Genomic DNA, 23,298 nt, shown 5'->3' on the forward strand with positions numbered 1-23,298 from the left:
CCCCTTAAAAAGGGAGGTTGATCACGAGGTTGATCACCCTGCTACACAAGGATTTGATCAACCTGATCAACCTGATCATCCTATTTCTGAAAAAATACTAAATTCTGATCCGACCTCGAATCCAACTTCTGATCCAACTTCTGATCCGACCTCGAATCCGACCTCGAATCCGACCTCGAAAGGAACAGTAAACTGGATGGCTGCTTCCGCTTTTAGTAATTCCACGGCAGCGAAAGATTTTCCTAGTTTTGGTAACAAGGTTGATCAGGTTGATCAGGTTGATCAATCCTTTGCACAGCAAGGTGATCAACCTAGCGATCGACCTCAAAATTTGGAGCCATTTTCAAAAACTGAGGTTGATCAGCAGCCTCAACAAAACGCCGAAACAGGGGATCTTGTCGAATATATTCGGCTAGCGATCGAAGCCGGCGATCGAGAAACAGCTCTTGATATTCAGACCATGCTCAAGGAAGTTTGCAGCAAAGGCGCAGCCGATCGCCAGAAAGTCTGGAACTCCCTTACCGCTGATGAAAAAACCGCTTTTAATGGATTGATTTCCCCAGACCCGACACCAACTCCGACACTAGCTCCAACGACATCGGAATCGACAATGCCAATAGTAGAACCGACAACGGAGACAACGGAGAGAACGGAAGAACCAACACCCGAACCAACACCCGAACCAACACCCGAACCAGCAGCTATCTCCGGGGGAATAGATGAGAAGGATGCTGAAAAACTAAGAGAGATAGCTACTATTTGGTGGCCCGAATACTACCCAGAACACTTGCAAAATCTACTGACTCAGATGTATGGATGGAAAGCGCCAGGGACTAAATACCAGAGAGAGGTAATAGTGAATTGGCTGACTGGAGAAACTGCTGAAGTTCGCGATCGAATCAACCTATTGATTGCCGAAAAAGATCGCACTGAGAAAATAGAATCATGACAACTATTGACCTCACACTTGAGCAACAACTTCGATTAAGAATCTACGCTTCTCAAGCTCAATCACTTTCAGTAGAAGAAGCACGAGTCCTCTTAGTTGAACTAATGCGACAAAACATGATCAAAGACAACGTAATCAAAAGTTTACTCAATTCAAATCAAAATCCAAATGAATAATTTCTGTGATGCAAAGACTGCCTGCCAAATTCTCAACTGCTGCGATCGAACCTTAATGCGATACCGACAACAAAAAAAACTTATAGAAGGGATTCACTGGGGACGCAACCCAAGCGGGAAAATTCTCTATAATCCTATTTTGTTGAATCAATTAATAAGTTGTAATGGGGATATTAATCATCCTGAACATCTGAGTTTTATTCAGAGATATCAGATGGAATTACCACAAAATCAGCATCTGAAACCGGGTTCAAAACCGGGAAAAAATCCGGCAATTGTGGTGAGTTGACCAATCCGGCATAGTTTTCGTACAGAGTGCGAACATTGTGGCCAGTGAGGGATGCAATCGCCACGGGATTCATGCCAGCTTCCAAGCCGTGAGAAATTAGCGTGTGCCTGGTGTTGTAAGGTTTTCGGTAATCAATTCCAAGGGATGCAAGCGCAGGTTTCCAGTAGCGGTTGCAGAAATTTTTGGAGTCGATCGCTCTACCTTCGCTACTGGTGAAAATTAAATTGTCGGGCAGCCTCTCAATTGGTCGCCGATCAAGTAATAGCTGTTGCAGCCTTGGTGTTAGCGGCACCGTGCGCGCCTTATTAGTTTTGGTTGATTTGCGAGAGCCACCATTACTCAAACTTTCTCCGATCCAGATGCGATCGCATTCAGCGGAACAATGTCGCCATTGCAGCGCAGCAGCTTCCCCGGTGCGAAGACCGACGCCAAATTTAAACTCCACATAATCCGCGTAGTTACTGAAGTTTGAGTCAGAACGAAATTTATGAACGATGGCGCTCATTTCTGTAAGCGTGAACGGTTCGGGGCGCTGTTTTGGCGGGACTGAAACCTTAACATCAGCCCAAGGATTTTCGAGAACCAGCTTCTTTTTGTGGGCCCATTCCCAGCAAGCGTTCATCATGATAATCCGTTCGCGTACCGTCACAGGTTCAAGGGAGCGATCGGACAATAACCAATCTCTAAAATTTTCAGCAACACTTTCAGAAACAGAAATTGTTGTTTTGCTTTTGAAAAACACAGAAACGTGTTTCTGAAAGGCAGTATATTTAGCAAAAGTATCAGCCTCAATTTTACGGCGTTTATATTCGACAAATTGGTCAAAAAGCTCAGAAACAGAAATAGATTCTTGTTTCTGGGGCTTGTACTTGGCGAGGGAGGGGTCAAAATTACCACTAGCAATGTCTAGCTCGATTTGGCTGGCTTTCATAGAAGCGACTTTACGATTGACGATCGTATCAGGCAAACCAATGTAGAGCCAAAAGCGTTTACCTTCCCACGACCACGCTAACCGTAGCCGATCCTTGAAAACTTCTACATTTACAGAACCTTTGGGCATATCGCAGATTTATCGCATTTAATGTCTGGGATTGTCACTTATTGTCACCCCTGATTGAGAATACTATAGCAGCCCATTAGGTTATAGAAAACTCAAAACCCGCCTAGAAAGCGGGTTTTGGGATGGACACAACTGGACTCGAACCAGTGACCCCTACGATGTCAACGTAGTGCTCTAACCAACTGAGCTATGCGTCCTCACGAATTCCTAATGTAGCAGAACATTCGATCGCCTGTCAAGCATAAATATAAGATTTTTTAGACGGACACTCTTGACATCGCCCCTAATGCCCAATCCCCCGCCAAATCCTCACAGTTCGATCGCCCGCACCGCTAGCCAAACTCCCCCCATCACGACTAAACGCCACCGACAAAACCTCCCCCCCGTGGCCCGTCAGAATTTCCAGCAAACCCCCCGTACCCGCATCCCACAAATAAATCGTGCCATCCCGACTCCCCGTCGCCAAAACCCGACCATCGGGACTCAACGCCACACACAAAACATCCCCAGAATTGTCCCTCATACTCCGCAACAGCGTCCCTCGCCCCTGTGCATCCACCCGCCACAGCTTCGCCGTACCATCCCGACTCCCCGTCGCTAGAATCAATCCTTCTCCTACTCCCCCCCTTACCAAGGGGGGGCTGGGGGAGTTCGGGGCAAAAACGATCGCCCGCACCCAATCCCCGTGCTCCGCCAGAGTACAAATCGATCGACCATTTTGCCAATCCCACAACTGCACAGTCTTGTCCCGACTCCCACTAGCCAAAAACTCCCCGCCAGGACTAAAAGCCACCGCCTCCACCCCGCCAGCGTGACCAGTCAAAGCCGACATCGGCCTTCCCTTATTCAAATTCCACAACTGCACAGTTTTGTCCCGACTGCCGCTAGCCAAAACCTGACCATCCCGACTAAACGCCACAGCATAAACCCTGTCAGAATGACCCGTGAGAGTGTACCACCACTTACCCTTATTCAAATCCCAAATTTGAATCATTTTGTCCCGGCCGCCACTAGCCAAAGTAGCGCCATCAGGACTAAAAGCCACACAAGTCACCCAGTCAGAATGACCAGTGAGAGTGTACCACCGCCTACCAGTCTCCAACTTCCACATCTCAATCGTCTTGTCCTCACTGCCGCTAGCTAAAGTCGCGCCATCTGGACTGAAAGCTACCGACGTAACAGCATTAGAATGCCCTACCAGAGTATGAACACACCTCCAAGTAGGGCCGCGTGCGGGTACAACCCGCTGCATCGGCGGCACAGGTAAAATGGTGCCTGCAAGCGTTGGTGGCACTGCATTCTGCACCACAGGCGTCCTCTGCGGCACGGGAATTGTAGGCGCTGGTAGGGGCGGTGCCCCCGTGCCCGCCCCCGCCGACTGCGGCAACTGCAAATCTTTCAATACCTCAGCTACAGATTTGTAGCGCCGACTGAGACTCGATTCGATCATTTTGTCGAGGATTCGACTTAATTTCGGATCAATTGGAACCTTCAAAAAGTCTCGCCAAACCCAAACATCTTGATTAATATCAAACAAATCAAAAGGAGATATTTGAGTTAGCAAATAAATGCAAGTTACTCCCAAACTGTACAAATCACTGGCATAAACCGCTTGACCTCTAATTTGTTCCGGCGCCACGAATTCGGGAGAACCGATGACTGTACCGGTTTGTCTCAAACCCTCCACAACTTTTGCAGCGCCAAAATCAACTAAAACTAATTCGCCCGTTAATGTGGGGTAAGTATAAATGATGGGAGGTTGAGAAATGCGGCGGCGGATAATATTGGGCGGTTTAATATCTCGGTGAATTACACTGCGATCGTGCACGAACTGCAATACTGGCAATAAATCCTTCAGCAGACTGAGAATTTTACTTTCGCTAAAAGGCCCAGTCCGCGCCAACTCTTCCTGTAAATTCTGACCTTCTATAAATTCCTGTACCAAATACTGATAGCGTTCCTGCTGAAAGTGCGCCAGCAGTTCGGGAATTTGCGGGTGTTTCCCCAATTCGTCCAGCCGCACTGCTTCTCGGTTGAATAATTCTGCTGCTTTCTCGCTGCTGCTGGTACCTTGAGATAGCGGGAAAAACTGTTTAATTGCACAGCGGGGTTTTGAGGGTTTGTCTTGGTCTATTGCTAAAAAAGTGCGACCAAAACCGCCGCGCCCCAGGGGTTTGATGGCGCGGTAACGCTCTCTCAGCAACAGTTTGGAGCCGCAATTCAGGCAGAATTGGGTACGATCGGCATTTTGCGGGTTTTGACAGGCGGGGTTTAGGCAATAACTCATAACTGAACCGAGAAGGAATCAGCAGCACATCTCTATGATACTGAGGCCGGGGGGCGATCGACTCTCGCGTTACAATTAAAAACCAAAGGACTAAAGTCCTCAGAATTTAAGATGTCGCTTTTACTTTCAGAGCATACTCTTTAAACCTTTCCAAGTCAGCCTGAATTGTCGATTCAACCACGCGGCCGAGAAATAGGTTATCCATCAATTTTCCCAGCCAGCCGGGAATTCCGTAAGCCACTGTCAGCTTGACGATACTGCTGTCTTTGCGATCGTAAAATCTTACCGCACCTCGATTTGGCAAACCGTCTACCGATTCCCACTGAATTATCTGATTCGGCACTAATTTGAGAATCCGAGAAAGCCAGCTAAATTCTAACCCGCCAGTTGCGAGTTTCCAGCGAGACAACTCTGGATCTTCTTCGAGAACATGAACAGATTCTATCCACTTCATCCAGCGCGGCATTTGCTCTAAATCTGACCAGAGTTGCCACGCTAATTCGATGGGAATTGCCACTTCTACTTGGACGCTGTGTTCTAACCAATCAGTCATGGGATTTTAGATTTTAGATTTTAGATTTTAGATTGAAGAATTGTTTGTTTCTTGTTACCAGGCTCTGCCTGGTAACGCAGATCCAGAGGCTCCGCCTCGCTTTTCCTCTAGAATACTGGAGGCAGAGCCTCCTGATCGGCATTCCCAGGGCGAGCCTGGGAACGAGAGAAAACGAGAGAGGACTAATGACTAATGACTGTAAGCTTCGAGAATTGCCTTAGCCGCTTGATGGCCTGAAAGTGTCGCTCCTTCCATGCTATCAATGTAGTCTTGCTGAGTGTAACTTCCTGCTAGAAAGAAATTGGCGATCGGCGTTTTTTGAGCAGGGCGGAAAACATCCATTCCCGGTGCTTCGCGATACAAAGATTGAGCGAGCTTAACTACACTGTACCAAGTCATGTTTAATTCCCGCGCTGACGGGAATAAATCCTGAACTTGCTTAAGTACGTGTTGGGCGATCGCCTCATTGCTTTGTTTAATAAACGGATCGCCCGGTGTCAGCACCAACTGCAACAGCGAACCTTTTCCTTCTTGATAATAATCTTTGGGACTTGTCAGTGCCAAATCTGCAAAACAGGAAAAATCTGCATCTGCTGAATATAGCAAATTATCGATTCCTACAGCGTGGCTCAACTGTTTGCGCTTAGCTTCGTCTTCCAGTTCCGTTACCCAACCGTCGAACCGCAATTGTACTGTAGCAACCGGCACCGCATCTAATTGATAAATGTTATCAAATTCTGACCATTTGCGCCAAGCTGGGGGCAATATTTTCTGAATTCCAGGCACATCTAATGCAAAAACATAAGCGTCTGCGGTAATATTTTCTTCTGTTTCGCCGTTAGCTACTAGCAAGCCTGTTACGCGGGTTTCTTCGCCTTCTTCAAACTGAATTTCTCGGACTCTGCGCCGCGTGTGAATTTTCGTTCCTTTGCTTTCCAAATATTCCACAATGGGTTTGTGCAAATATTCGTTGGGAGAACCAGCCAGCATCCGCATGACAGAGGCTTCGGTTTTTGATGCAAAGAATTGAAATATTGTCAACATACACCGGGCTGAAATATTTTCAGTGTCGATAAAACCCAGTGCGTAGGCGATCGGATTCCACATTCTTTTGAGCGAGTTTTGGTTGCCACCTTGACTGCGGAACCAGTCAGCGAAGCTAACTTTATCCAAATCGCGGATAGTTTTCATCGCTCCTTCAAAGTCTATCAAACCCCGGACGATCGGGCTAGTTCCCAGGGCGATCGCATTTTGAATTTTGTCTTGTACGGATAGCTGAGATGTCGTGAAAAATGCCTTCAATCCGTGCAAAGGAGCACCCACCGGAAAGCGAAAATCTAAAGAACCGGTTTCGCCGCCTCGATTGATAAAAGTGTGGACGTGTTCTTTGAGGAGCAAATCGTCAAATGCTCCCACTTTTTTCATCAGAGCAAATAAGTTATAATAGCAGCCGAAGAAAACGTGCAAACCCATTTCAACGTGATTGCCGTCGGGATCTACCCAACTTCCGACTTTGCCGCCGACAAAGGGGCGGGATTCAAAAATTTCTACTTCGTGGCCGGCCTCCACTAAATCGACTGCTGTGGTCATTCCAGCCAGTCCCGCACCTGCGATCGCAACCCGCATTTTACCTATCCTTTACAGTATTTTTACAAATTGTAACAAAATTTAGAATTTCCGAAGCATTCAAAGTTCATAAATGCCGATCGACATTTGTATAGCCCTCTGAATTCTTGCTAGGACATCGGCACTAATTTGACCGTAAGGGTCTTGTTCCAGATAAGTCTTTTGGACAGCTAGAATTTGGTCGCAGACAGCCAGCGAGTCAGATTCTAACCCTCCTTCACCGTGCCGTAATCAAAACCCTAGTCGGAGTTTCGCCCCCTCTCAAATCGCTAGTAAAAGGGACAATCAGTACAGTACGGCTCAATTCATTCCGGCTATCTATGGAAACGACAGCAACAGGACGCTTTTTGCTATCTCCGATCGTTCGCAAAGCTCTAACAAGATAAACTTCGCCTTGTCGCGGATAAGCTTCTGTCATTGTATCAAAGACCTTCCTCTATTAAAATTTCTTCCATTTGTTCCTGAGCAAATGTTGCCCATTCTTCCTCAAACTCAATATCTTCTTGGCTGCGGTTTTGATAAAACTTCCGCAACTTATCTTCTATTTGCTTAGCGTACCAGAGACGGAGAGCTTGTTCGATCGCCTCCGTCCAATCATCAGTAAGCTGATCTATTTTCTCCGCGAATTCAGCATCAAGGGTGACTAACACTTCTCGCTTTTCAGTAGAATTTGACATAATCATTTTCCTTGCTAATTCAAATAAAAAAAATGACTGATGACGGTTGACTGCTGACTAATGTTGTTGGTTGGTGGTTATTGGTTATTAGCAGTCCCAAGCAATTAACAACTGCCAACTGCCAACTGCCAACTGCCAACTGCCAACAGTCAACTGCCAACAGTCAACTAACTTTAAAACATCGGCATCAACTGAAGTGGCCCAATTCCCAAGTCTTTAGCAGACACCCAACGCACCTCAAGCAAAGCGATCATATCCTTAAACTGAGGCTGACCGCGAGAAGCACCCATCAACCCTTTAGCAATAATCAAACCGCACCAACCGTTGGTTAATTTACAGCGGCGATCCCACTTCTTGCGAGCTTCTTGATGCACCGGATCGTCTTCATTAAACTCCCCAAACAAATACAACTCGCCATTTTTAGTTTGCAAAATACCCAAGTCGTATTGCTCATCCTGAAACGGATTTTCGCCCGGATTAAAACCAATCCCCTTCACACCTCCAGCTTCTTTCAAATCCTGAATCATAGTTTTTGCCTTCGGATGAGAAGTTTGGATCATCACCACCGGCAAACCATCTCCGGCGGCATTAATATCAATTTCTGCACCTTGGTGAAACTGGACACTTTGGCGCAGGAAATCTACCGTTTCCCAAGGTACGGCGCCGAGACTCAAAAATGAATTTTGCGGCACCAAATCGTCCCGCAGCAGTGGCTTGTCAAATTCATCATCATCGTCATCATCGTCATCATCGTCATCACCGAGCATCTGTAATAATTCGTCTGACACATCCGGCATCGTGGAAACTTTAACGGATACCTGTTGAATTTCTCCGTCAGACTGCGGAACAGGGATGCGGTAGCGGCTGCTAAGAGTGGGAAAAGTATCTGATCCCAATTTCCGGCGACCGTTGCGGAAAAAGCGGTGAAATGCTTCGAGAGCAACTAACATCGTGAGGGCTTCTTCTTCGTAAAGAATCGATCGCAATCCTTCTAAAGGATGCAGGTTGCCGAAATTTGGTTCAATTTCCGATGGAGGCAAATCGGCTAAATCAATTTCGTCGTCGTCGTCCTCATCAATATCTGCCGCACTTTCAAAGGTAAGAAACAAACAGTCTTGCCCTAAAAAAGCCTGTTCTAAATCTTCAAAAGATTCATCATTGACGACTCGTTCTCGAAACCGCTTCAAGGATTCTAGAGAACGGTACAGTAAAACTCCGTAATCCATTCTGCCTTGCCCCAATACAGACACGTAGAGGCTGGCGACATCCCACTGATTGATTTCAATAGATATAATTTGGTGTTCGCTCAAAGTCCGCCACGGAGCATCTTGCCAAATTTGAGCAGCTTTTTCCATTAAAACTTCAGCATACTGAGGGGGCAACTCAGGAGGTCTGTTGATCGCGACCTCTTCCATGCCGCGAAATATTTCGTCAATTAGGGGCAATTCCGGCACGTAGTCAATGGAAATGCCTAAATCTTGAAGTACGCCCCGCAGATAAAATTGAATTTCTCGGTTTTTGACTACTATTTTTTGGGGCCGGACTGCGGGAGCCGGACTTTGGGGATGTTCCATTGCCCGTAGCAGGGCCCGGACGATCGCCTCTGGGCCGGCATCTGGGCCTACCATGTCCATAGCCCTCACGACTCCCTCGGAGCCATCGACCCAGAGAATGCACTCGCCACCACCTTCTAGAATGTCATCGTCATCTAGCATCATGTGCGAGTCAGCATTAGATAAGGGTCGGCGATCGCCCTCCCACACGCTGGGAATTTGAGGTAAGTTTTGTAGCCGACGAAGAGTAGAGCGATTCAGCGCTGCCATAGAGTAAGCCCGTTGGGTGAAGCATTGTTGCGGTGCCGGTAGCCGGTCAACCGCTGCTTCTCAATCATAAACCCTATAGGGGGAGAGGACATCAAGCTGGGGAACGATGCCCCACGCTAATTAAAAGTTAGAAGCTAAAAATTCTGCCTTCAGCATCTAACCGAATGCCTTCGGGCGAATGCCTGTACAATGGAGCAATAAGATTAAACTCTTTGCATTAGACAGTCTCAGGAGTTCGGCAAATTATGACTCAAGCCATTTCTGAAAAGCGCGGCATTCAAATGACGGACTCTGCTGTCCGTCAAGTTTTAGCCCTGAGAGAAAAACAAGGTAAAGACCTCTGCTTGCGGGTAGGGGTGCGGCAGGGCGGATGCTCTGGAATGTCCTACGTGATGGATTTCGCAGATCCAAGCACTGTGAAATCCGACGATGAAGTGTTCGACTACGACGGTTTTCAGGTAGTTTGCGATCGCAAAAGCATTCTTTATCTCTACGGTTTGGTTCTCGACTTCAGCGATGCTATGATCGGGGGCGGCTTTCAGTTTACTAACCCCAACGCAACTCAAACTTGCGGTTGTGGCAGTTCTTTTTCTACATAAATCGGAAAAGAGGGCATGGGGCAGAAAGTTGTTAACTGCCCCATGCCCTTTTCCATGCAACATCCCAAATCTAAAATCTAAAATCGAATGACCCCTGAAGAATTGTTTAAAGACGGTTTCGATCGCTACCAAGCTGGCGAAGCCCCGGCTAATCTGATCCCCGTGTTTAAAGAAGTGTGCGAAAAAGCTCCCAAAAATGGCAATGCCTGGGCTAGCCTCGCGTGGCTCTACCTGTTGGAAAATAAACCTGCACCGGCTCAAAAGGCAGCGAAAACAGCCGTTAAATTGAACCCTCATGACCCCCAAGCTCGCATCAACCTAGCAGTAGCGATCCTCGATCTCAAAGAAAAAGGAGTGCGCCCCCACGTCGAAGTGGCTCAGCAACTTCTAATGGCTTCGGAAGAGTTGCTCGACGAAGTTAAAAAAAATTTTGAAGAAGGATTAAAGAGAAAACCCGACTGGAAGAGTCTCGCCCGCGTTAAACAGTGGCTTCTGGAGCCGTAACCACGCAAACAAGTCGATTTTTGGGCGGGGATCGAAGAAATCGGCTGTGCGGTTTATTACGACATCGTAATAAATCAATAAATAACTTTATGGAAAACTCAGGAAGTCAGTGCTAGTATTTGAAAACTTAGACGATTGCCAAATCCGCTCAGCGGTTTTCAGATTTTATTAGGATAATACTAGGAGTTGTAAAAACATGAGCACTGACAGCCACGTTAACATCAAACCAGCAACCCGCAACCACAAAGGTTTCTTTATTCAGCCAGCTTCTTACAAGTTGATGAGCATCGATAAATCCGGCTGGGCCTTGATTTGCATGGACAAAGCAGTTTGTCACTACGTAGATCCGGATGATTTGCAATTGCCGAATAAATCAGGAATGTCTGAAGGTTAATTCTGAAGTTGTGAGAGACTTTAAGATGCTTTATTTGAGTAGCTGCCCTCCATTGAGGGCAGCATCTTTTTTTTGTCAGAAAAAACTCCGGCCACGAAGTCGTGTACGGGATTTATATCAATTCCGGTTGCACTCCTCCGGAATTGTTGACTGTTGACTGTTGACTGTTGACTGTTGACGGGCGGGTCGAAAAACTGAATGGTTGAGTGTTAACTGTTGACTCGATGTGATTATTCCGATGCAACCGGAAAGGATATTAAGGGATAGAAGAATAGGAGGAAAAATTACCGGTTAGATTTCAAGGCAAAAAGCATCTCCAACTCAGCAGTTGTTGGTTGTGTAGAAGCTGTGGCTACGCTAACTCCTCGGAGAGAATTCAGCAATTCAGCGACGGGCGGTGAAACTAAATTTGGCTGTACTGCAAGCAAATATTGGTTAGCCCAAGACATGGTTTTTTCCATATCTATGTAAAAGTAACCTTGGTTTGCCCGCGGTAAAGAAGTAGCGATCGCCTGAAAACTCGGACTGCTGCTTAACGGCTGGGGTGGCGTCGAAGTAATCACATCAACTAAAGGCCCGCCGAAAGCTACAAATACAGAATTTTCATTCAGCCAACCGTGCCCGAATAAAGTGCCTTGCTGGGGTATTTGCCACTCCGTAACTTCTTTGCCTTGAACTTGTCTAGGGGCGACACTGACTGTAGGATTGCTTTTGGCGATCGCATCGAGTTTTTTCAGAGTTGCTTCGGCAGCAGGGCGATCGCTGGTTTCAAAAATCATCGCCGCCCCCATCCCCAACTGAGACAAAATCCCTTGATTGGAACCGATCGCCCCGATCGCAAATTCCCCATTCATCCAACCAAAAACCTCTCGATCCGCATCCAAATCCAACCGCTTAAAACTATTCCTCACCTGCTGAACTCCCCTGTCAACTTCCGGGCTATCTTGTGCCTCAGCGGTTGCTTGCGACCAAATTTGATCAATTCCCTTGCCACCGACTAACGCAATGGTTTCGACGGGAAATCTGGGCAACAATTTCGATGCAAATTGTGGATTTTGCTGCACGAATTTAGGCTCTAACTGAGCAATAGTTTTTACCCTCAATCCCTCACTATCCGCCCCAATTCCCGCAACCAAAGACTTAACTTGTTTGAACTGCGAAAACACTGTCCAAGGCAACTGGATATCGGCGGGCAAATTAGCTTTCAATTGCTCAATTGCCGCAGGATAGTCAGCAATATAAACAGTTGCGATCGGATTCTTGACACCAGCACTCTCAGAAAAAAACTTAGTTGTACTCTGCTGCGTAGCGAGGGAGGGTTCTCCTTTAAAAGTATCGATCGCCAATTCCACAGGCTTTTTCAAAGGAGCCATCACTAATTGGTCGTTCAGCAAAGCCACACTGTAGCGCTTGCCAGTTGGCTCTGCAATTTCAAAAATTTTAACTCCTTTATACTCGGTTTCTTGAGTAGTTGCACCGGGCTGAGATTTTAATTTATTAGCAAAATTCCAAGCGCTAATTTTATTTTTCACGCTGACTACTACCAGCAGTTTTGGAGGCTCTGTATTCGTCACAGCATCAGGGGGCAGCAAAGCGACCATCACCCCCCCTAACCAAGGCTTTAAGTCCCTGTCAAAGTCGATTTGAGTGCCTGCCAAGCTTTGTTCTTGAAAGCCCTTCAAACCCTGACCGATCAACTTTTGAGCCCCTGGCGTGCCAAATCGCTGCAACTGGGCCAACGCTTGGGGATTGGGGGAGATAAACGCGGCCATCATTGCTTCGTCGGGCACAACTTTGGCGCTGTCTTGAGGGTTGGATACTTGTTGGCTCAAACCCTGGAAGTAAAAGTAGACCGCAGCGCTACCTGCTGCGGCGATGGAGGCAGCAATTAGAAGCTTTGATTTTTTTGCTGGCATGGTTTGTGTTCCTCGCGTCCATATCAGTTTAATCAAAATACAGAAAGCTTGTGGGGAGGCGATCGAGGCTGCTGTTTATTTTTGTATAATTCAAAACAAGTTTGGACGATCGTCTAAACTGCTAGAACTGTGCATTATTGGTAAAAGATGAAAGTAGCGATCGCGGGAGCAACGGGATTTGTAGGTAGCCGGCTGGTGGAGAAGCTGCAAGCTGCGGGACATCAAGTGGTGGTTTTGAGCAGGGATGCGGCGAAGGCTGGCCGAGTTTTTCCCGCTTCAGCTTATCCGAATTTGGAAGTTGTCGCCTACACTCCGGCGGAGTCTGGTGATTGGCAAAAGTCGATCGCGGGCTGCGATGGTGTTGTAAATTTAGCTGGGGTTCCGATTGCTGAGGAAAGGTGGACGGAGGCGCGCCAGCAAGAAATTCTCGACAGTCGCAAACTGACGACGGCAAAATTGGTGGAAGCGATCGTCAATGCTAATCCTAGACCATCTGTGTTGGTTAGCGCATCGGCGATCGGCTATTACGGAACCAGCGAAACCGCTGAATTTGACGAAACGAGCCTCGCGGGAAACGATTTTTTAGCAGCAGTTTGCAAAGACTGGGAAGCAGCAGCCCAACCTGCAAAAAATGCGGGAACGCGGCTAGCAATTTTGCGGCTGGGGATAGTTTTGGGAATGGGAGGCGCGTTGGCAAAAATGCTGCCACCTTTTAAACTATTTGCAGGCGGCCCGATTGGGACAGGAAAACAGTGGTTTTCTTGGGTTCATCGCGAGGATGTGGTTGATTTAATTTTGTACGCTTTGCAAAATCCGCAAGTTGAAGGCGTTTTGAATGCGACAGCACCTAATCCGGTGCGGATGAATGAATTGTGTCAAACTTTAGGGGAAGTTTTGCAGCGGCCTTCTTGGTTGCCGGTGCCTGGTTTTGCTTTAGAAATGCTGTTGGGAGACGGGGCAAAACTTGTTTTGGAAGGGCAGAAAGTGTTGCCGAAACAAACTTTAGCTAGCGGTTTTCAATATCAATATCCGACGCTGAAATTAGCACTCGAAGAAATTTTATCGGGAAGTTAGAAGTCACATCCTCCTTGTCCAAGAAACCAGGTTTCTGCGATAATTCTGGCATCTTCACGCCCGATTTTGGTAAGAAACCCGGTTTCTGATGCCCACGCAGATAATCCAAGCGGGTTTCTGCGATAATTCTGGCATCCTAATCAAGATTAAGTTAAGAAACCCGGTTTCTGAGCCCTGCGCGATCGTGAGCTTTGAGCAAAGTCGCCGGATCGGGTCCAGCGGGGATAATGCAGCCGGGATTCAGCGGGAACAAATTGCCGTAATAATCGCGCTTCACAGCCTCCAAATCGCAAGTGCCCGCAACTCCCGGTAACTGGTACAAATCGCGCAGATAAGCTCCCAAATGCTCGTAATCTTGAATGCGGCGCACATTGCATTTAAACAAGCTGTAGTAAACGGCATCAAAACGGAATAGAGTAGTAAAAAGCCGCACGTCTGCTAAAGTCACCCGATCGCCACACAGGTAACGACTCCTCAAGAGCGATCGATCGATCTCGTCTAAAACAGCAAACAATTCACTGCAAGCCGAGTCATAAGCAGCTTGAGATTGCGCGAAACCGCAGCGATAAACGCCGTTATTCACCGATTGGTAGATCTTCTCATTCCACTCGTCAATTTGCGATCGCAAATCCAGAGGATAAAGATCCATTTGAGGATTGCTAGCAAACTCGTTAAACTCCGAGTTTAGCATCACAATAATTTCCGAACTCTCGTTATTGACGATCGCCTTTTTCGAGTCATCCCACAGCACCGGCACCGTACACCGCCCCTGATAGCCCGGTAAAGCCAACTGGTAAAGTTCGGGCATCGTGTTGCAGCCAAAAGTCTGCGACTCCATCACCCACATTCCCCCTTCAGAGGGATAGACAAGAGACACAGATATCGCATCTTCAAGCCCTTTGAGCGCCCTCGTCACCAGAGTGCGGTGCGCCCAAGGGCATCCCGTACCCACGAAGAGGCGATACCGTCCCGCAGCGGGCCCGTGAGGGTTGTCTGGTGCAGTGCTGACAAAGTTGCGGAAACTGCTGGTGGGGCGAATGTATGCTCCGGTGCGATCGGGCGGCGCTAGTTTGGACATCATTAATTGCCACATTGATGTCCAGACAAATTTGCCTAGCTTGACTGTTACGGATGAAGGAAGTGATTTGTTTTTCACAATGCGATTAAAAGAGGTTTGCTAAACATAATCTGCTTATTTTAACTCACAGCCGAAGGAAGAAGGAAGAAGGAAGAAGGAAGAAGGCAAACTAAGCAATGGTTTCAGCAATTAATAATGCACTCCCGCCTTCAGGGCGGGCTAGGAGCAACGGCCCACAATAAAATTTAATTTTTGTGGAACAGGCATCTTGCCTGTTCTTGAGAATGATGAGCGACGAGTTTTCTAGGATCTGCCAGAGGCTATTTCAGCATAAGCTCGATCGATCAATCGGCGAGCAACCGTCTGAATTCCCGTATGTTCGTAATAATTGGTAGTCATGTCTAAAAACGCGGCCACATAATCCAATTTGTCATCGGTAACATCAACGTATTGCTTGAGATTGCCTAAAACTATGGCGGGAGTTAAGCCGCGAGACTGTACTAAATTGTTCATCCAACCTTGCGCTGAGGCGAAAGTTGTTGTCACAAATCCGAACTTTTGTGAATTATTTGCGCCGGGAATTAGGTTACTGATATTTTGGAATGTTGAGTTGTGCTGCAAAGTTGAAGGATTCAATCCGCCTAGGGTATTTTGTGCTACTCGAATGAAGTCCGGGCCAAGGGGAATTAAACCGTCAGCGCAAACTAATGCAGCCATCCGCATCAGAGATTCGCCTTTGTAATGGGATAAATAATTACCAAAGCTTCCCACATTGTCAAGGGAAATATTGTTAAGTTTGCAGAAGGCAATTAGCTCGATCGCCACTTTGACGCACAAGTCGATCGTTTGAGTTGTGTCAGCTTTGGGAGTGAGGCGGTTGAGAAAGGAAAGAAAGCCGATGTTTTCGCCGATTTTATTCGCCATAGCCGTTGCACCTAACGCACTGTCGGCGCTGTCTGCTAACTGGTAAAGCCTGACTACGCCTTGATAGGGTTCGTTGGGGTTGGCGTAAAGCTCGATCGCGCGATCGCGAATTTTATCAACTAATTTGCGCTTTGTTTCCCCTGTCACCGCTTGAATAGTATTCTCAAAACCAGTTAGATTATGCCACTCCCCCGGAACCACAAAATCGAGGGATTTGAGCATCATCACAGTGACGCCACCAGACGGCAAATTGTCAACCAATTCCACAATAGATTTGCTCATCACAAACTCCTGAATAGCCCGATTTAAAGTGTTCTTCCAAATACTCCAACTTCGGCAAATCCGATTCCAGATTCCCGATGAATTCCCCAGAAGGAAGTAGGTAAGCACAAATAAATATTATACCACCCGATCCACTTTTGCCCTACTCTGATCTTTTCTCTCTTCTCTAACTCTGCGTTCTCAGCGCCCTCTGCGGTTCATTAAAAAAAGTCTTTTTCACCAAACATTTGCATTTCACTCGCCAGCATAAAGTTAAGTTTCATTATATTAACCGACTCAAAATCGCCTAAGCGTGTTAAAATAAGTGGCGCAAAATAGAAAAACATAAAACATGACGGTTGCAGTTAACAAAACTCCGGGATTAGCCTCGCGTTTAGTAAATGGCGTACTCTCCATCAAGCCTTTGGCTAATCTAGCCAAGCACCAAGCGCGGGAAATGATGATAAAAAGAGGAGAAAAAATCGGAGTGCATTGGCGACAAGAATCCCAAGCACTTTTGTCCCGGAATTGGGATGCAGAATTGCTCAGCGTTCAAAATCCAGATCTGGTTTACCCGAAATATTATCTAACTTCATTTCACGCTTATGAAAAAGGTAATATGAGTTGGGAAGCTGCTACAGAAGTTGAAGTTGCCGCCCGTACAGTTCACGCCACAATTTGGCCGGAAGCAGGTGCAGAAGGCGATGCAAAACTCCGCGCCAGCTATCACGAAGTCATCAAATCTCAAATTGCTTCTTCACCGCAGGATATTGTTGATTTGGGATGCAGCGTGGGCCTGAGTACCTTTGCCCTTCAGGATATTTACCCGCAAGCGAAGATGACTGGGGTAGAGTTGTCGCCTTATTTTTTAGCAGTTGCTAAATACCGTTCCCAACAGCGAGAATCTGAATCTTTAAATCACAAATCTCCCACTTGGGTGCACGCTGCTGCTGAATCTACTGGTTTGCCTGCGGCTGCTTTTGATTTAGTTTCTATTTGTTTAGTTTGTCACGAATTGCCACAGAAAGCTACGAGAGAAATTTTCCGGGAAGCGAGGCGTTTGCTACGTGTTGGCGGACATTTGACAATTATGGATATGAATCCTCAGTCGGAAGTGTATGCCAAAATGCCTCCTTATATTTTGACTTTGCTCAAGAGTACGGAGCCTTATTTGGATCAGTATTTTGGGTTGGATATTGAGCAAGCTTTGGTAGATTCCGGTTTTGCACAGCCGACAATTACTTGCAATACAGTCCGACACCGCACTGTTGTTGCTGAGGCAATAGAGCGATTTTCAGTATAGTGAAGTACAGATATCGGGTAGGACACGGCAGTGCCGTGTCTAACGCTGTCTTTATTTAATTCGATTGAAAACTGCTATAAATGGTAAAGTTGCATAGATATTATTCAATCCTTGGGGCGGTGGGTGAGTGTAAATAGTCTAATCTGTGGATTTTAAAATTTCTGCGCTCGCACCCCCTACTGATAAATAATGGCGATGCTACCGGATTTGATATTAGACAGCCGTAGAAGCTATTCACAGCGCCATTTGTTAGACATTTTGATAGAACCCTAAAAGAAGGACATGAGCATGAACCCGACCGACCCCTCTCAAAACGTCATCGATTGTTTGCAGGTTATCTTGGATGCGACAGCATCGAAAAATTACCAGCTTTTTACTACAGTCGGTGATGCAGGCTACAAAGCGAGCATTACACAAAAAATGTTTGACGATGTTAGCGAGCAGCTTGCTTCCCGCCTGCAAAAGGGATACTCAATTAATTATTTTGGTGAAATAAAACAAGGTAATTTTCCGATTTATTTGTGGAAGCTGAGTTTTGAAGATGGTGGAGATGAATTTGTGGCACACATGACTATGAATGGAGACAAAGTTGCTGGGATTTTCATCGAATAACCTATCTTGGTGATAGTGATTCCGGTTGCACGAATGAGATGATTGTTGAATGTTGAGTAAAATTATGATTTCCTGACAACTGAGTGTTGGGATATTTGAACAATACTGATGCAACCGGAAACAATATGATTAGAAAGCTAGCGAAACCCACTATTTTTAGTGTAGATTGACCTTGACCATAAAATTTATTTTCGGTCTATCGACATAGGGTAGAAACCGGGTTTCTGAGCGTAAGTCACACCAGAACTATGAATGGACAAAACATCTGTTGGTAGAAATGTTTGCACCCATATCTGGAAAGTGGCGAGAGGAATGCTTAACTCAAGGACTTGATGTTTGTAAACGAGCCTTGATTTACTGAATAGAGATAATTTCAGTTAAACTAAAGTTAATGGGGGCATCTCAATTTAGCGGTTGGGCGCTCCTATCTACATTAGTTAAATGTCTTTTGTTTATCTTTTTTATAAATACACAATATTATGAGCAATTGTCACCAAAGCCTGATTACTCATATCTCTTGGGGACGTATTAAAGTAACCACTGACGGCCAAACTTGTCAATTCAAAAATTGTAAAGTATGGCCTGGAGGTTCTAAGGAATGGGATTGGAGACTCACAGGTACTCGTCACCAACCAGGTATTCAACCTGCTGATATCGAAGAAATTTTAGAGCAAGGTATAGAATTTATGGTTTTGATACGTGGTATGGAACTCATGCTACATACCTGTCCCGAAACTGAAGAACTGCTGAATCAAAGAGGTATTGAGTATTATATTGGGCCTACCAAATTGGCTGTAGACCTTTTCAACAATTTAATGCAACAAGGGAAGAAGGTCGGGGAATATTTCACTCAACTTGCTAACGCGGTACCGATGCAGCCAGGAAATTCTATCGAACATTCGCTGAAAATAATCTGCAAGAACTAGGTAACAAAATAGATGAAAGCCCAAAAGCATATTTTTATCAAGTTAGCTTCTGGTATCTCAGCATTTCTAGTGGTTGGCTATTTCGGCATCTCCGCTTATGCAGGACATACTCTTTCAAAGCCAAACAGATGCTTTGACCCTCTTAAAGCATCTGTTTTTGCTGTTCCTCCTGAAAATGTAACATTTCGTACACCTGATGGCGTGGAGATTGCTGGTTGGTTTATTCCAGAACAAGCAACAGACAAGGTATTAATTTTAGTGCATGGATTGAATTCCAGTCGGACTTGTGAGCTTGCTGGAAAGTTTGCCGAGTTTGGTTCAGCTATGAATCAAAAAGGCTTTTCGATACTTATGATCGATCTGCGAGGACATGGGCAAAGTGCTGATTCTCGTTTCACCTTTGGAATTACAGAAAGGCGAGATGTTATTGCAGCAGTGGATTGGCTTAAAATCAGGGGCTTTAAGCCCAAAAAGATTGGGGTTTTAGGTTTTTCAATGGGTTCTGCTACTGTAATTGGAGCAGCAGCAGATGACTCTGACATCGGAGCAGTGGTCACTGACAGTGGTTACGCAGAGGTTTATCCAATTATTCAGAAGCATTGGCAGTCAGCTTCAGGATTACCTGGGATATTTCTTCTTTCTACCATGATGTTTGGACATTTGTTGACTGGATATGATCTAACTTCTTCTACGCCAGTGCAGGAGATAGGTCGTATTTCCCCTAGACCAGTTTTGATTATTCATAGTGCGATCGATCCTTATACTCCTATAGAAAACTCCCGTCAACTTAGAGAAGCATATCCTTCAGCCGAATACTGGGAAACCAATGTGAAGAAACATCCAGAAAGCTACAATACCAACCCCAAGATTTACGTTGACAAAGTTGCTGATTTCTACAATCGGAGTCTCAAGTAGGGCTGCATAATCGGGTCGAGAAGGGTATTTAGCTCTTCCCTCCTAAACCACCGGGCGTGCGGGTCTGCACCGGGCGGTTCATAATTGCCGCGCCAACAAACCAAAAGGATAATCAATCGCAAATTGTATGACTAGCTTCCCAACCTAACATGACTGTTTTACGCTCTCGTCCCCAGCCATAGCCACCGAGTTCTCCAGATTCTCGAATGACACGGTGACACGGAATTAGATAGCCGATAGGATTGTTACCGATCGCATTTCCTACAGCTCTAGCGGCAGTTGGGCGTGCTACCATTTGAGCTATAGTCTGATAAGTTGCGATCGCCCCAAATGGCAATTGCAAAAGTGCTCGCCAAACTTGAATCTGAAAGTTAGTGCCTTTTACCAAGAGCGTTAGTGATTTTTGCTCGCTGAGAGTTTCTGAAGTGAAAATCAGGTCACGCAATGATTGAGTGGCTTGCTCATCACGAATGATTTCAGCTTTTTTCCAGGTCAACTGCAGTCTTTGTTCGGCGGTTTGTTCGTCTGTTGTATCCAAGAAATAAAGATTACAAATACCGCGGGCAGTTGTCGCGATTACAGATTTGCCAAAGGGGGTATCATGAATGCCATAGCGAATTTGCAAACCTGCTCCGCCTGCTTTGAACTCCCCTGGTGACATTGCTTCTAAGTTCACAAATAAATCGTGTAATCGTCCGGGACTTGATAGTCTCACGTCCAATGTTAGGTCGAGAAGGCTTTTAGTCTGAGTGATTTTTGACTTGGCATATTCAACTGTCAGATATTGCAAAAACCGCTTGGGGCTAATGCCGGCCCATTGAGTAAATAGCCGTTGAAAATGATATTCACTTAGTCCTATGTGTTGGGCCACAGTTGCCAGATTCGGCTGGTTTAGGTGGTGTTGTCGCATAAAGGCGATCGCCCGAGCAATCCGGTGATAATCTTCGCTAGCATAGACACTGGCATTCTGCATCGAAATCATCTAGTCTAAGTCAGGGGAATTTTGATGTTTCCTTACTTTAGCCATATACTAGGCTCAAAGCCACCCGTTTCTTGCGGTGAATGCAGTCAGTCGATTTTAGATTTTAGATTTTAGATTGAAGAGATTGAAGAGATTGAAGAAAGCGACCTCACCGATCAAACCGGGGGCTTGCGATGAGGATTAAAAGCTTTTTTCTCACTCCACGGATGCCTCGGACGATTTGTAACCAAATTGCTTGATTGTCAATAAATTAACCGAACTTTCGCTCTCATCCTCCGCGCAACTGCGTCACCAAGTGAACTAATTCGGGTAAAATTAGCTTTTCCACAGCTAGTTTCACGCCATTGCTAGAGCCCGGAAGAGAAAAGACTAACTTGCCTTGATAGACGCCTGCAACTGCGCGAGAGGCGATCGCCCTCGAACCAATTTCTTGATAGCTCAAAAACCGAAATATTTCCCCAAATCCTGGTAAAATCCTGTCAAGCAAACTCTCCATCACATCATAGGTCGTATCTCGGGGAGCGATGCCCGTGCCGCCGTTAAAAATGATTGCATCTACATCTTCACGCTGGGAAAAAGCCTGCATTTGCAATACAATTTTGGCTGCATCATCTTTAACAACAGTGTAAGCTACCACAGAGTGACCCGCATCTTTTAGCAGCTTCTTAGTTAACAAGCCGCTATTGTCTGTTTCCGCCGAGCGGGTGTCGCTAACAGTAATGATAGCGCAGTTTACGGTTATTTTAGATAAGTCGGGGTGAGGAATTTGCGTCATATAACAGATGTTGAAGGAAGAAGGAAGAAGCAAGAAGGAAGAGGGAAGAGGGAAGAGGGAAAAGCGAAGAAGTCATTAGTTAGTTGTTATTTCTTCGTTGTTAGTTATTCATTATCAAATAACTAACAACCAATAACCAATGCCCCATACCCCATGCCCCATACCCCATGCCCTATTCCCCATCAATTATGCCTTGCTAAATCCTAAGCCGTTTGATTCCGAGTAGCGTTCCATAAAACGCATAAATCGATCCCATTCTTCGGGACTTCTCATTAGATAAAGAGCTTCCAAACCAGCAGGCTGACCGTTGATGAACTTAGCCTTAACCTCGCGAGTGAGGAGTTCGCCTTCTTCGTCGATCATGTACATTCCAGTAATGTCTTCGGTACTGGTGCTGCTGAGAGCTTTGGGATTTTCAAAGATAAACGTGGCAGTGCCTTGAGCTCCCGTTTTAGAACGGGTTAGGCGCACTTCGGGCACAGCATCTTCGTCTATACCCCGAGAAAATTGAATTTTAGCCATAATTTGACAGTCGAACCTTAAGGATTGCTTACTTAATTTCTTAATGTTTAATCATAAAACGATTCGGGTACTCGCAAATCAAGACTTGGGAGAGTGGAAGCGGGTGAGAGTGCGTGAGAGTGAGGCAATCAAAGGCAAGGGCGAGGGGATATGGGTTGGTTCTTCTGAGATATTGCACCATTCTCAATAATCCTTTCAGGGCGGGTTCTCCGGCCCACTCCACAAGATAATCTAACCTGAGTTCGGGTTAAGCATAAGGGAGAAAAAAAGCATCGATATTGAGAGAAGGCTTCTTAAGATGAAGGAAATAGAGCGCACTTTCGCCTAGCTGGGTCGCAACCGGCCTCTGAGCAAAGATTATGAGGCGCTGCCGCCTAGCCCAGAAGCCTTCGTATATGTGTCCACGATCCGCCTCATTCTCAAGCGGCTCACCAAGCCAAAGCTGGCGAAACGCCAATTTCACGCCCTATGAAACACGCACTTATAGGGGTAGCCACAGAAAACCCAGAAAAAAAGTGAATTATAGGTATCGAACTATTATGTAGTGTGCTATATAATAGTTGTTGACTGGATTTTTAAATGGATAACAACTCGAACATCAACGAACGGCGACGCGTGGGGAGGCAGCTTTCCTTTGCCCTCTATAGTGCGTCGAACCGCGTCATTCGGCTTCATCGGCCCTTTCTTGAGCCTTTGGGCCTGACCTATCCTCAGTTTCTGGTCATGCTGGCTCTCTACGAGGGCACCCCGCGCACTGTTGGGGAAGTAGGGCAAGAGCTCGGTATGGAGAACGGAACCTTGACGCCCCTCTTAAAGCGCCTTGAGAGCGCGAAGTTGGTAACGCGCACCCGTGACCAGCAGGACGAACGCCGCGTTCTTATCGAGCTGACAGAAGCGGGCGAGGCACTCCGCGAGGCAGCGTGCTCGATCCCTGAAAAGATCGAGACGGCCTGCCGTCTCTCCGATGAAGACCTTGCCGAGCTTCGCGACACCTTGAACGGGCTAGGTCATCCCCGTTCGGCCAAGGCTCTCGACCACGAACCACCTTCCAACTGACACCATCTTTTGAGGTT

24 protein-coding genes and 1 tRNA gene are annotated in these 23,298 nt (G+C 46.3%); 11 read left to right on the forward strand and 14 right to left on the reverse strand.

All coding sequences use genetic code 11. The features are described from left to right. Positions 1–196 precede the first annotated feature (196 nt). Both QUA34_RS10500 and QUA34_RS10505 read left to right on the forward strand, forming a co-directional pair. Positions 197–949, forward strand: coding sequence for a hypothetical protein (locus QUA34_RS10500; RefSeq protein WP_333386320.1), 753 nt, complete (start codon positions 197–199; stop codon positions 947–949). Next, positions 946–1,125, forward strand: a complete 180-nt coding sequence (locus tag QUA34_RS10505; RefSeq protein ID WP_333041339.1) for an NblA/ycf18 family protein — start codon at positions 946–948, stop codon at positions 1,123–1,125. The genes QUA34_RS10500 and QUA34_RS10505 overlap by 4 nt, the downstream gene beginning before the upstream one ends. Before the next feature lie 197 nt (positions 1,126–1,322). On the opposite strand, the gene QUA34_RS10510 is transcribed toward QUA34_RS10505, so the two are convergent. The 8 genes from QUA34_RS10510 to QUA34_RS10550 all read right to left on the reverse strand — a co-directional run bounded on the left by QUA34_RS10510 (position 1,323) and on the right by QUA34_RS10550 (position 9,440). After that, positions 1,323–2,474, reverse strand: coding sequence for a tyrosine-type recombinase/integrase (locus QUA34_RS10510; protein ID WP_333386323.1), 1,152 nt, complete (start codon positions 2,472–2,474; stop codon positions 1,323–1,325). Between the two features lie 123 nt (positions 2,475–2,597). Next, a tRNA-Val gene (locus tag QUA34_RS10515) sits at positions 2,598–2,671 on the reverse strand. An 86-nt stretch (positions 2,672–2,757) separates the two neighbouring features. Next, positions 2,758–4,761: a serine/threonine-protein kinase gene (locus QUA34_RS10520; protein ID WP_333386326.1), complete on the reverse strand. Its 2,004-nt coding sequence runs from the start codon at positions 4,759–4,761 to the stop codon at positions 2,758–2,760. A gap of 106 nt (positions 4,762–4,867) precedes the next feature. Beyond that, the gene (locus tag QUA34_RS10525) at positions 4,868–5,314 is read right to left on the reverse strand and encodes an SRPBCC family protein (RefSeq protein WP_015175311.1); all 447 of its coding nucleotides are present in this window, start codon (positions 5,312–5,314) and stop codon (positions 4,868–4,870) included. Positions 5,315–5,503: 189 nt separating this feature from the next. Further along, positions 5,504–6,940, reverse strand: coding sequence for a 9,9'-di-cis-zeta-carotene desaturase (gene zds / locus QUA34_RS10530; RefSeq protein WP_333386330.1), 1,437 nt, complete (start codon positions 6,938–6,940; stop codon positions 5,504–5,506). Positions 6,941–7,157: 217 nt separating this feature from the next. Beyond that, positions 7,158–7,358: a type II toxin-antitoxin system PemK/MazF family toxin gene (locus QUA34_RS10540; RefSeq protein WP_333386332.1), complete on the reverse strand. Its 201-nt coding sequence runs from the start codon at positions 7,356–7,358 to the stop codon at positions 7,158–7,160. A gap of 4 nt (positions 7,359–7,362) precedes the next feature. Then, positions 7,363–7,617: a hypothetical protein gene (locus QUA34_RS10545; RefSeq protein WP_333386335.1), complete on the reverse strand. Its 255-nt coding sequence runs from the start codon at positions 7,615–7,617 to the stop codon at positions 7,363–7,365. 173 nt (positions 7,618–7,790) lie between these two features. After that, complete coding sequence (locus QUA34_RS10550; RefSeq protein WP_333386338.1) at positions 7,791–9,440, reverse strand: DUF6930 domain-containing protein; 1,650 nt, start codon at positions 9,438–9,440, stop codon at positions 7,791–7,793. Between the two features lie 245 nt (positions 9,441–9,685). Here QUA34_RS10550 and QUA34_RS10555 point away from each other — a divergent pair, with 245 nt between their 5' ends. The 3 genes from QUA34_RS10555 to QUA34_RS10565 all read left to right on the forward strand — a co-directional run bounded on the left by QUA34_RS10555 (position 9,686) and on the right by QUA34_RS10565 (position 10,937). Continuing rightward, positions 9,686–10,039, forward strand: coding sequence for a HesB/IscA family protein (locus QUA34_RS10555; RefSeq protein WP_006632680.1), 354 nt, complete (start codon positions 9,686–9,688; stop codon positions 10,037–10,039). An 87-nt stretch (positions 10,040–10,126) separates the two neighbouring features. Beyond that, positions 10,127–10,543 carry a tetratricopeptide repeat protein gene (locus tag QUA34_RS10560; protein WP_333070877.1) on the forward strand — a complete coding sequence of 139 codons (417 nt, stop codon included), beginning with the start codon at positions 10,127–10,129 and terminating at the stop codon, positions 10,541–10,543. A 196-nt stretch (positions 10,544–10,739) separates the two neighbouring features. After that, positions 10,740–10,937, forward strand: a complete 198-nt coding sequence (locus QUA34_RS10565) for a hypothetical protein (protein WP_006632682.1) — start codon at positions 10,740–10,742, stop codon at positions 10,935–10,937. A 284-nt stretch (positions 10,938–11,221) separates the two neighbouring features. On the opposite strand, the gene QUA34_RS10570 is transcribed toward QUA34_RS10565, so the two are convergent. Then, the gene (locus QUA34_RS10570) at positions 11,222–12,853 is read right to left on the reverse strand and encodes a DUF3352 domain-containing protein (RefSeq protein ID WP_333386342.1); all 1,632 of its coding nucleotides are present in this window, start codon (positions 12,851–12,853) and stop codon (positions 11,222–11,224) included. A 147-nt stretch (positions 12,854–13,000) separates the two neighbouring features. On the opposite strand from QUA34_RS10570, the gene thyD reads away from it, so the two are divergent. Then, positions 13,001–13,927, forward strand: a complete 927-nt coding sequence (gene thyD, locus QUA34_RS10575) for a thylakoid membrane protein ThyD (protein WP_333386345.1) — start codon at positions 13,001–13,003, stop codon at positions 13,925–13,927. 151 nt (positions 13,928–14,078) lie between these two features. Here the strand turns inward: thyD and QUA34_RS10580 are convergent, their stop codons facing one another. Next, entirely contained in the window at positions 14,079–15,020 is a 942-nt protein-coding gene (locus QUA34_RS10580) for a glutathione S-transferase C-terminal domain-containing protein (protein WP_333386491.1), read from the reverse strand. A gap of 288 nt (positions 15,021–15,308) precedes the next feature. Then, the gene (locus tag QUA34_RS10585) at positions 15,309–16,211 is read right to left on the reverse strand and encodes a hypothetical protein (protein WP_333326006.1); all 903 of its coding nucleotides are present in this window, start codon (positions 16,209–16,211) and stop codon (positions 15,309–15,311) included. A 331-nt stretch (positions 16,212–16,542) separates the two neighbouring features. Here QUA34_RS10585 and QUA34_RS10590 point away from each other — a divergent pair, with 331 nt between their 5' ends. The 4 genes from QUA34_RS10590 to QUA34_RS10605 all read left to right on the forward strand — a co-directional run bounded on the left by QUA34_RS10590 (position 16,543) and on the right by QUA34_RS10605 (position 19,946). Continuing rightward, a complete protein-coding gene (locus QUA34_RS10590; RefSeq protein ID WP_333386348.1) occupies positions 16,543–17,493 on the forward strand; it encodes a class I SAM-dependent methyltransferase in 951 nt (316 codons plus the stop codon). A gap of 288 nt (positions 17,494–17,781) precedes the next feature. Next, entirely contained in the window at positions 17,782–18,105 is a 324-nt protein-coding gene (locus QUA34_RS10595) for a hypothetical protein (protein ID WP_333326002.1), read from the forward strand. Positions 18,106–18,584: 479 nt separating this feature from the next. Next, positions 18,585–19,031 (forward strand): Mth938-like domain-containing protein, encoded by a 447-nt coding sequence (locus QUA34_RS10600; protein ID WP_333386351.1) that lies wholly within the window; start codon positions 18,585–18,587, stop codon positions 19,029–19,031. A 12-nt stretch (positions 19,032–19,043) separates the two neighbouring features. Next, complete coding sequence (locus QUA34_RS10605; protein ID WP_333386354.1) at positions 19,044–19,946, forward strand: alpha/beta fold hydrolase; 903 nt, start codon at positions 19,044–19,046, stop codon at positions 19,944–19,946. Between the two features lie 112 nt (positions 19,947–20,058). Here QUA34_RS10605 and QUA34_RS10610 read toward each other — a convergent pair whose 3' ends face one another. From QUA34_RS10610 to psb28, 3 genes are all read right to left on the reverse strand, one after another. Then, entirely contained in the window at positions 20,059–20,919 is an 861-nt protein-coding gene (locus QUA34_RS10610; RefSeq protein WP_333386357.1) for a methylated-DNA--[protein]-cysteine S-methyltransferase, read from the reverse strand. Positions 20,920–21,196: 277 nt separating this feature from the next. Next, positions 21,197–21,703, reverse strand: coding sequence for a MogA/MoaB family molybdenum cofactor biosynthesis protein (locus QUA34_RS10615; RefSeq protein ID WP_006632696.1), 507 nt, complete (start codon positions 21,701–21,703; stop codon positions 21,197–21,199). 186 nt (positions 21,704–21,889) lie between these two features. Continuing rightward, positions 21,890–22,225, reverse strand: coding sequence for a photosystem II reaction center protein Psb28 (gene psb28 / locus QUA34_RS10620; protein ID WP_333057059.1), 336 nt, complete (start codon positions 22,223–22,225; stop codon positions 21,890–21,892). A 579-nt stretch (positions 22,226–22,804) separates the two neighbouring features. Here psb28 and QUA34_RS10625 point away from each other — a divergent pair. Continuing rightward, the gene (locus tag QUA34_RS10625; protein WP_333386360.1) at positions 22,805–23,281 is read left to right on the forward strand and encodes a MarR family transcriptional regulator; all 477 of its coding nucleotides are present in this window, start codon (positions 22,805–22,807) and stop codon (positions 23,279–23,281) included. The last annotated feature ends 17 nt before the right edge of the window (positions 23,282–23,298 follow it).

Origin of the sequence: Microcoleus sp. POL10_C6 (assembly GCF_036701585.1) — a bacterium.
In the GTDB taxonomy this organism is placed as follows: Bacteria; Cyanobacteriota; Cyanobacteriia; order Cyanobacteriales; family Microcoleaceae; genus Microcoleus.

Bases quoted from the DNA above. Each gene is read 5' to 3' on its own strand.
- QUA34_RS10500 (WP_333386320.1), top strand. From the start codon at position 197: ATGGCTGCTTCCGCTTTTAGTAATTCCACGGCAGCGAAAGATTTTCCT.
- QUA34_RS10505 (WP_333041339.1), top strand. From the start codon at position 946: ATGACAACTATTGACCTCACACTTGAGCAACAACTTCGATTAAGAATC.
- QUA34_RS10510 (WP_333386323.1), bottom strand. From the start codon at position 2,474: ATGCCCAAAGGTTCTGTAAATGTAGAAGTTTTCAAGGATCGGCTACGG.
- QUA34_RS10520 (WP_333386326.1), bottom strand. From the start codon at position 4,761: ATGAGTTATTGCCTAAACCCCGCCTGTCAAAACCCGCAAAATGCCGAT.
- QUA34_RS10525 (WP_015175311.1), bottom strand. From the start codon at position 5,314: ATGACTGATTGGTTAGAACACAGCGTCCAAGTAGAAGTGGCAATTCCC.
- zds (WP_333386330.1), bottom strand. From the start codon at position 6,940: ATGCGGGTTGCGATCGCAGGTGCGGGACTGGCTGGAATGACCACAGCA.
- QUA34_RS10540 (WP_333386332.1), bottom strand. From the start codon at position 7,358: ATGACAGAAGCTTATCCGCGACAAGGCGAAGTTTATCTTGTTAGAGCT.
- QUA34_RS10545 (WP_333386335.1), bottom strand. From the start codon at position 7,617: ATGTCAAATTCTACTGAAAAGCGAGAAGTGTTAGTCACCCTTGATGCT.
- QUA34_RS10550 (WP_333386338.1), bottom strand. From the start codon at position 9,440: ATGGCAGCGCTGAATCGCTCTACTCTTCGTCGGCTACAAAACTTACCT.
- QUA34_RS10555 (WP_006632680.1), top strand. From the start codon at position 9,686: ATGACTCAAGCCATTTCTGAAAAGCGCGGCATTCAAATGACGGACTCT.
- QUA34_RS10560 (WP_333070877.1), top strand. From the start codon at position 10,127: ATGACCCCTGAAGAATTGTTTAAAGACGGTTTCGATCGCTACCAAGCT.
- QUA34_RS10565 (WP_006632682.1), top strand. From the start codon at position 10,740: ATGAGCACTGACAGCCACGTTAACATCAAACCAGCAACCCGCAACCAC.
- QUA34_RS10570 (WP_333386342.1), bottom strand. From the start codon at position 12,853: ATGCCAGCAAAAAAATCAAAGCTTCTAATTGCTGCCTCCATCGCCGCA.
- thyD (WP_333386345.1), top strand. From the start codon at position 13,001: ATGAAAGTAGCGATCGCGGGAGCAACGGGATTTGTAGGTAGCCGGCTG.
- QUA34_RS10580 (WP_333386491.1), bottom strand. From the start codon at position 15,020: ATGTGGCAATTAATGATGTCCAAACTAGCGCCGCCCGATCGCACCGGA.
- QUA34_RS10585 (WP_333326006.1), bottom strand. From the start codon at position 16,211: ATGAGCAAATCTATTGTGGAATTGGTTGACAATTTGCCGTCTGGTGGC.
- QUA34_RS10590 (WP_333386348.1), top strand. From the start codon at position 16,543: ATGACGGTTGCAGTTAACAAAACTCCGGGATTAGCCTCGCGTTTAGTA.
- QUA34_RS10595 (WP_333326002.1), top strand. From the start codon at position 17,782: ATGAACCCGACCGACCCCTCTCAAAACGTCATCGATTGTTTGCAGGTT.
- QUA34_RS10600 (WP_333386351.1), top strand. From the start codon at position 18,585: ATGAGCAATTGTCACCAAAGCCTGATTACTCATATCTCTTGGGGACGT.
- QUA34_RS10605 (WP_333386354.1), top strand. From the start codon at position 19,044: ATGAAAGCCCAAAAGCATATTTTTATCAAGTTAGCTTCTGGTATCTCA.
- QUA34_RS10610 (WP_333386357.1), bottom strand. From the start codon at position 20,919: ATGCAGAATGCCAGTGTCTATGCTAGCGAAGATTATCACCGGATTGCT.
- QUA34_RS10615 (WP_006632696.1), bottom strand. From the start codon at position 21,703: ATGACGCAAATTCCTCACCCCGACTTATCTAAAATAACCGTAAACTGC.
- psb28 (WP_333057059.1), bottom strand. From the start codon at position 22,225: ATGGCTAAAATTCAATTTTCTCGGGGTATAGACGAAGATGCTGTGCCC.
- QUA34_RS10625 (WP_333386360.1), top strand. From the start codon at position 22,805: ATGGATAACAACTCGAACATCAACGAACGGCGACGCGTGGGGAGGCAG.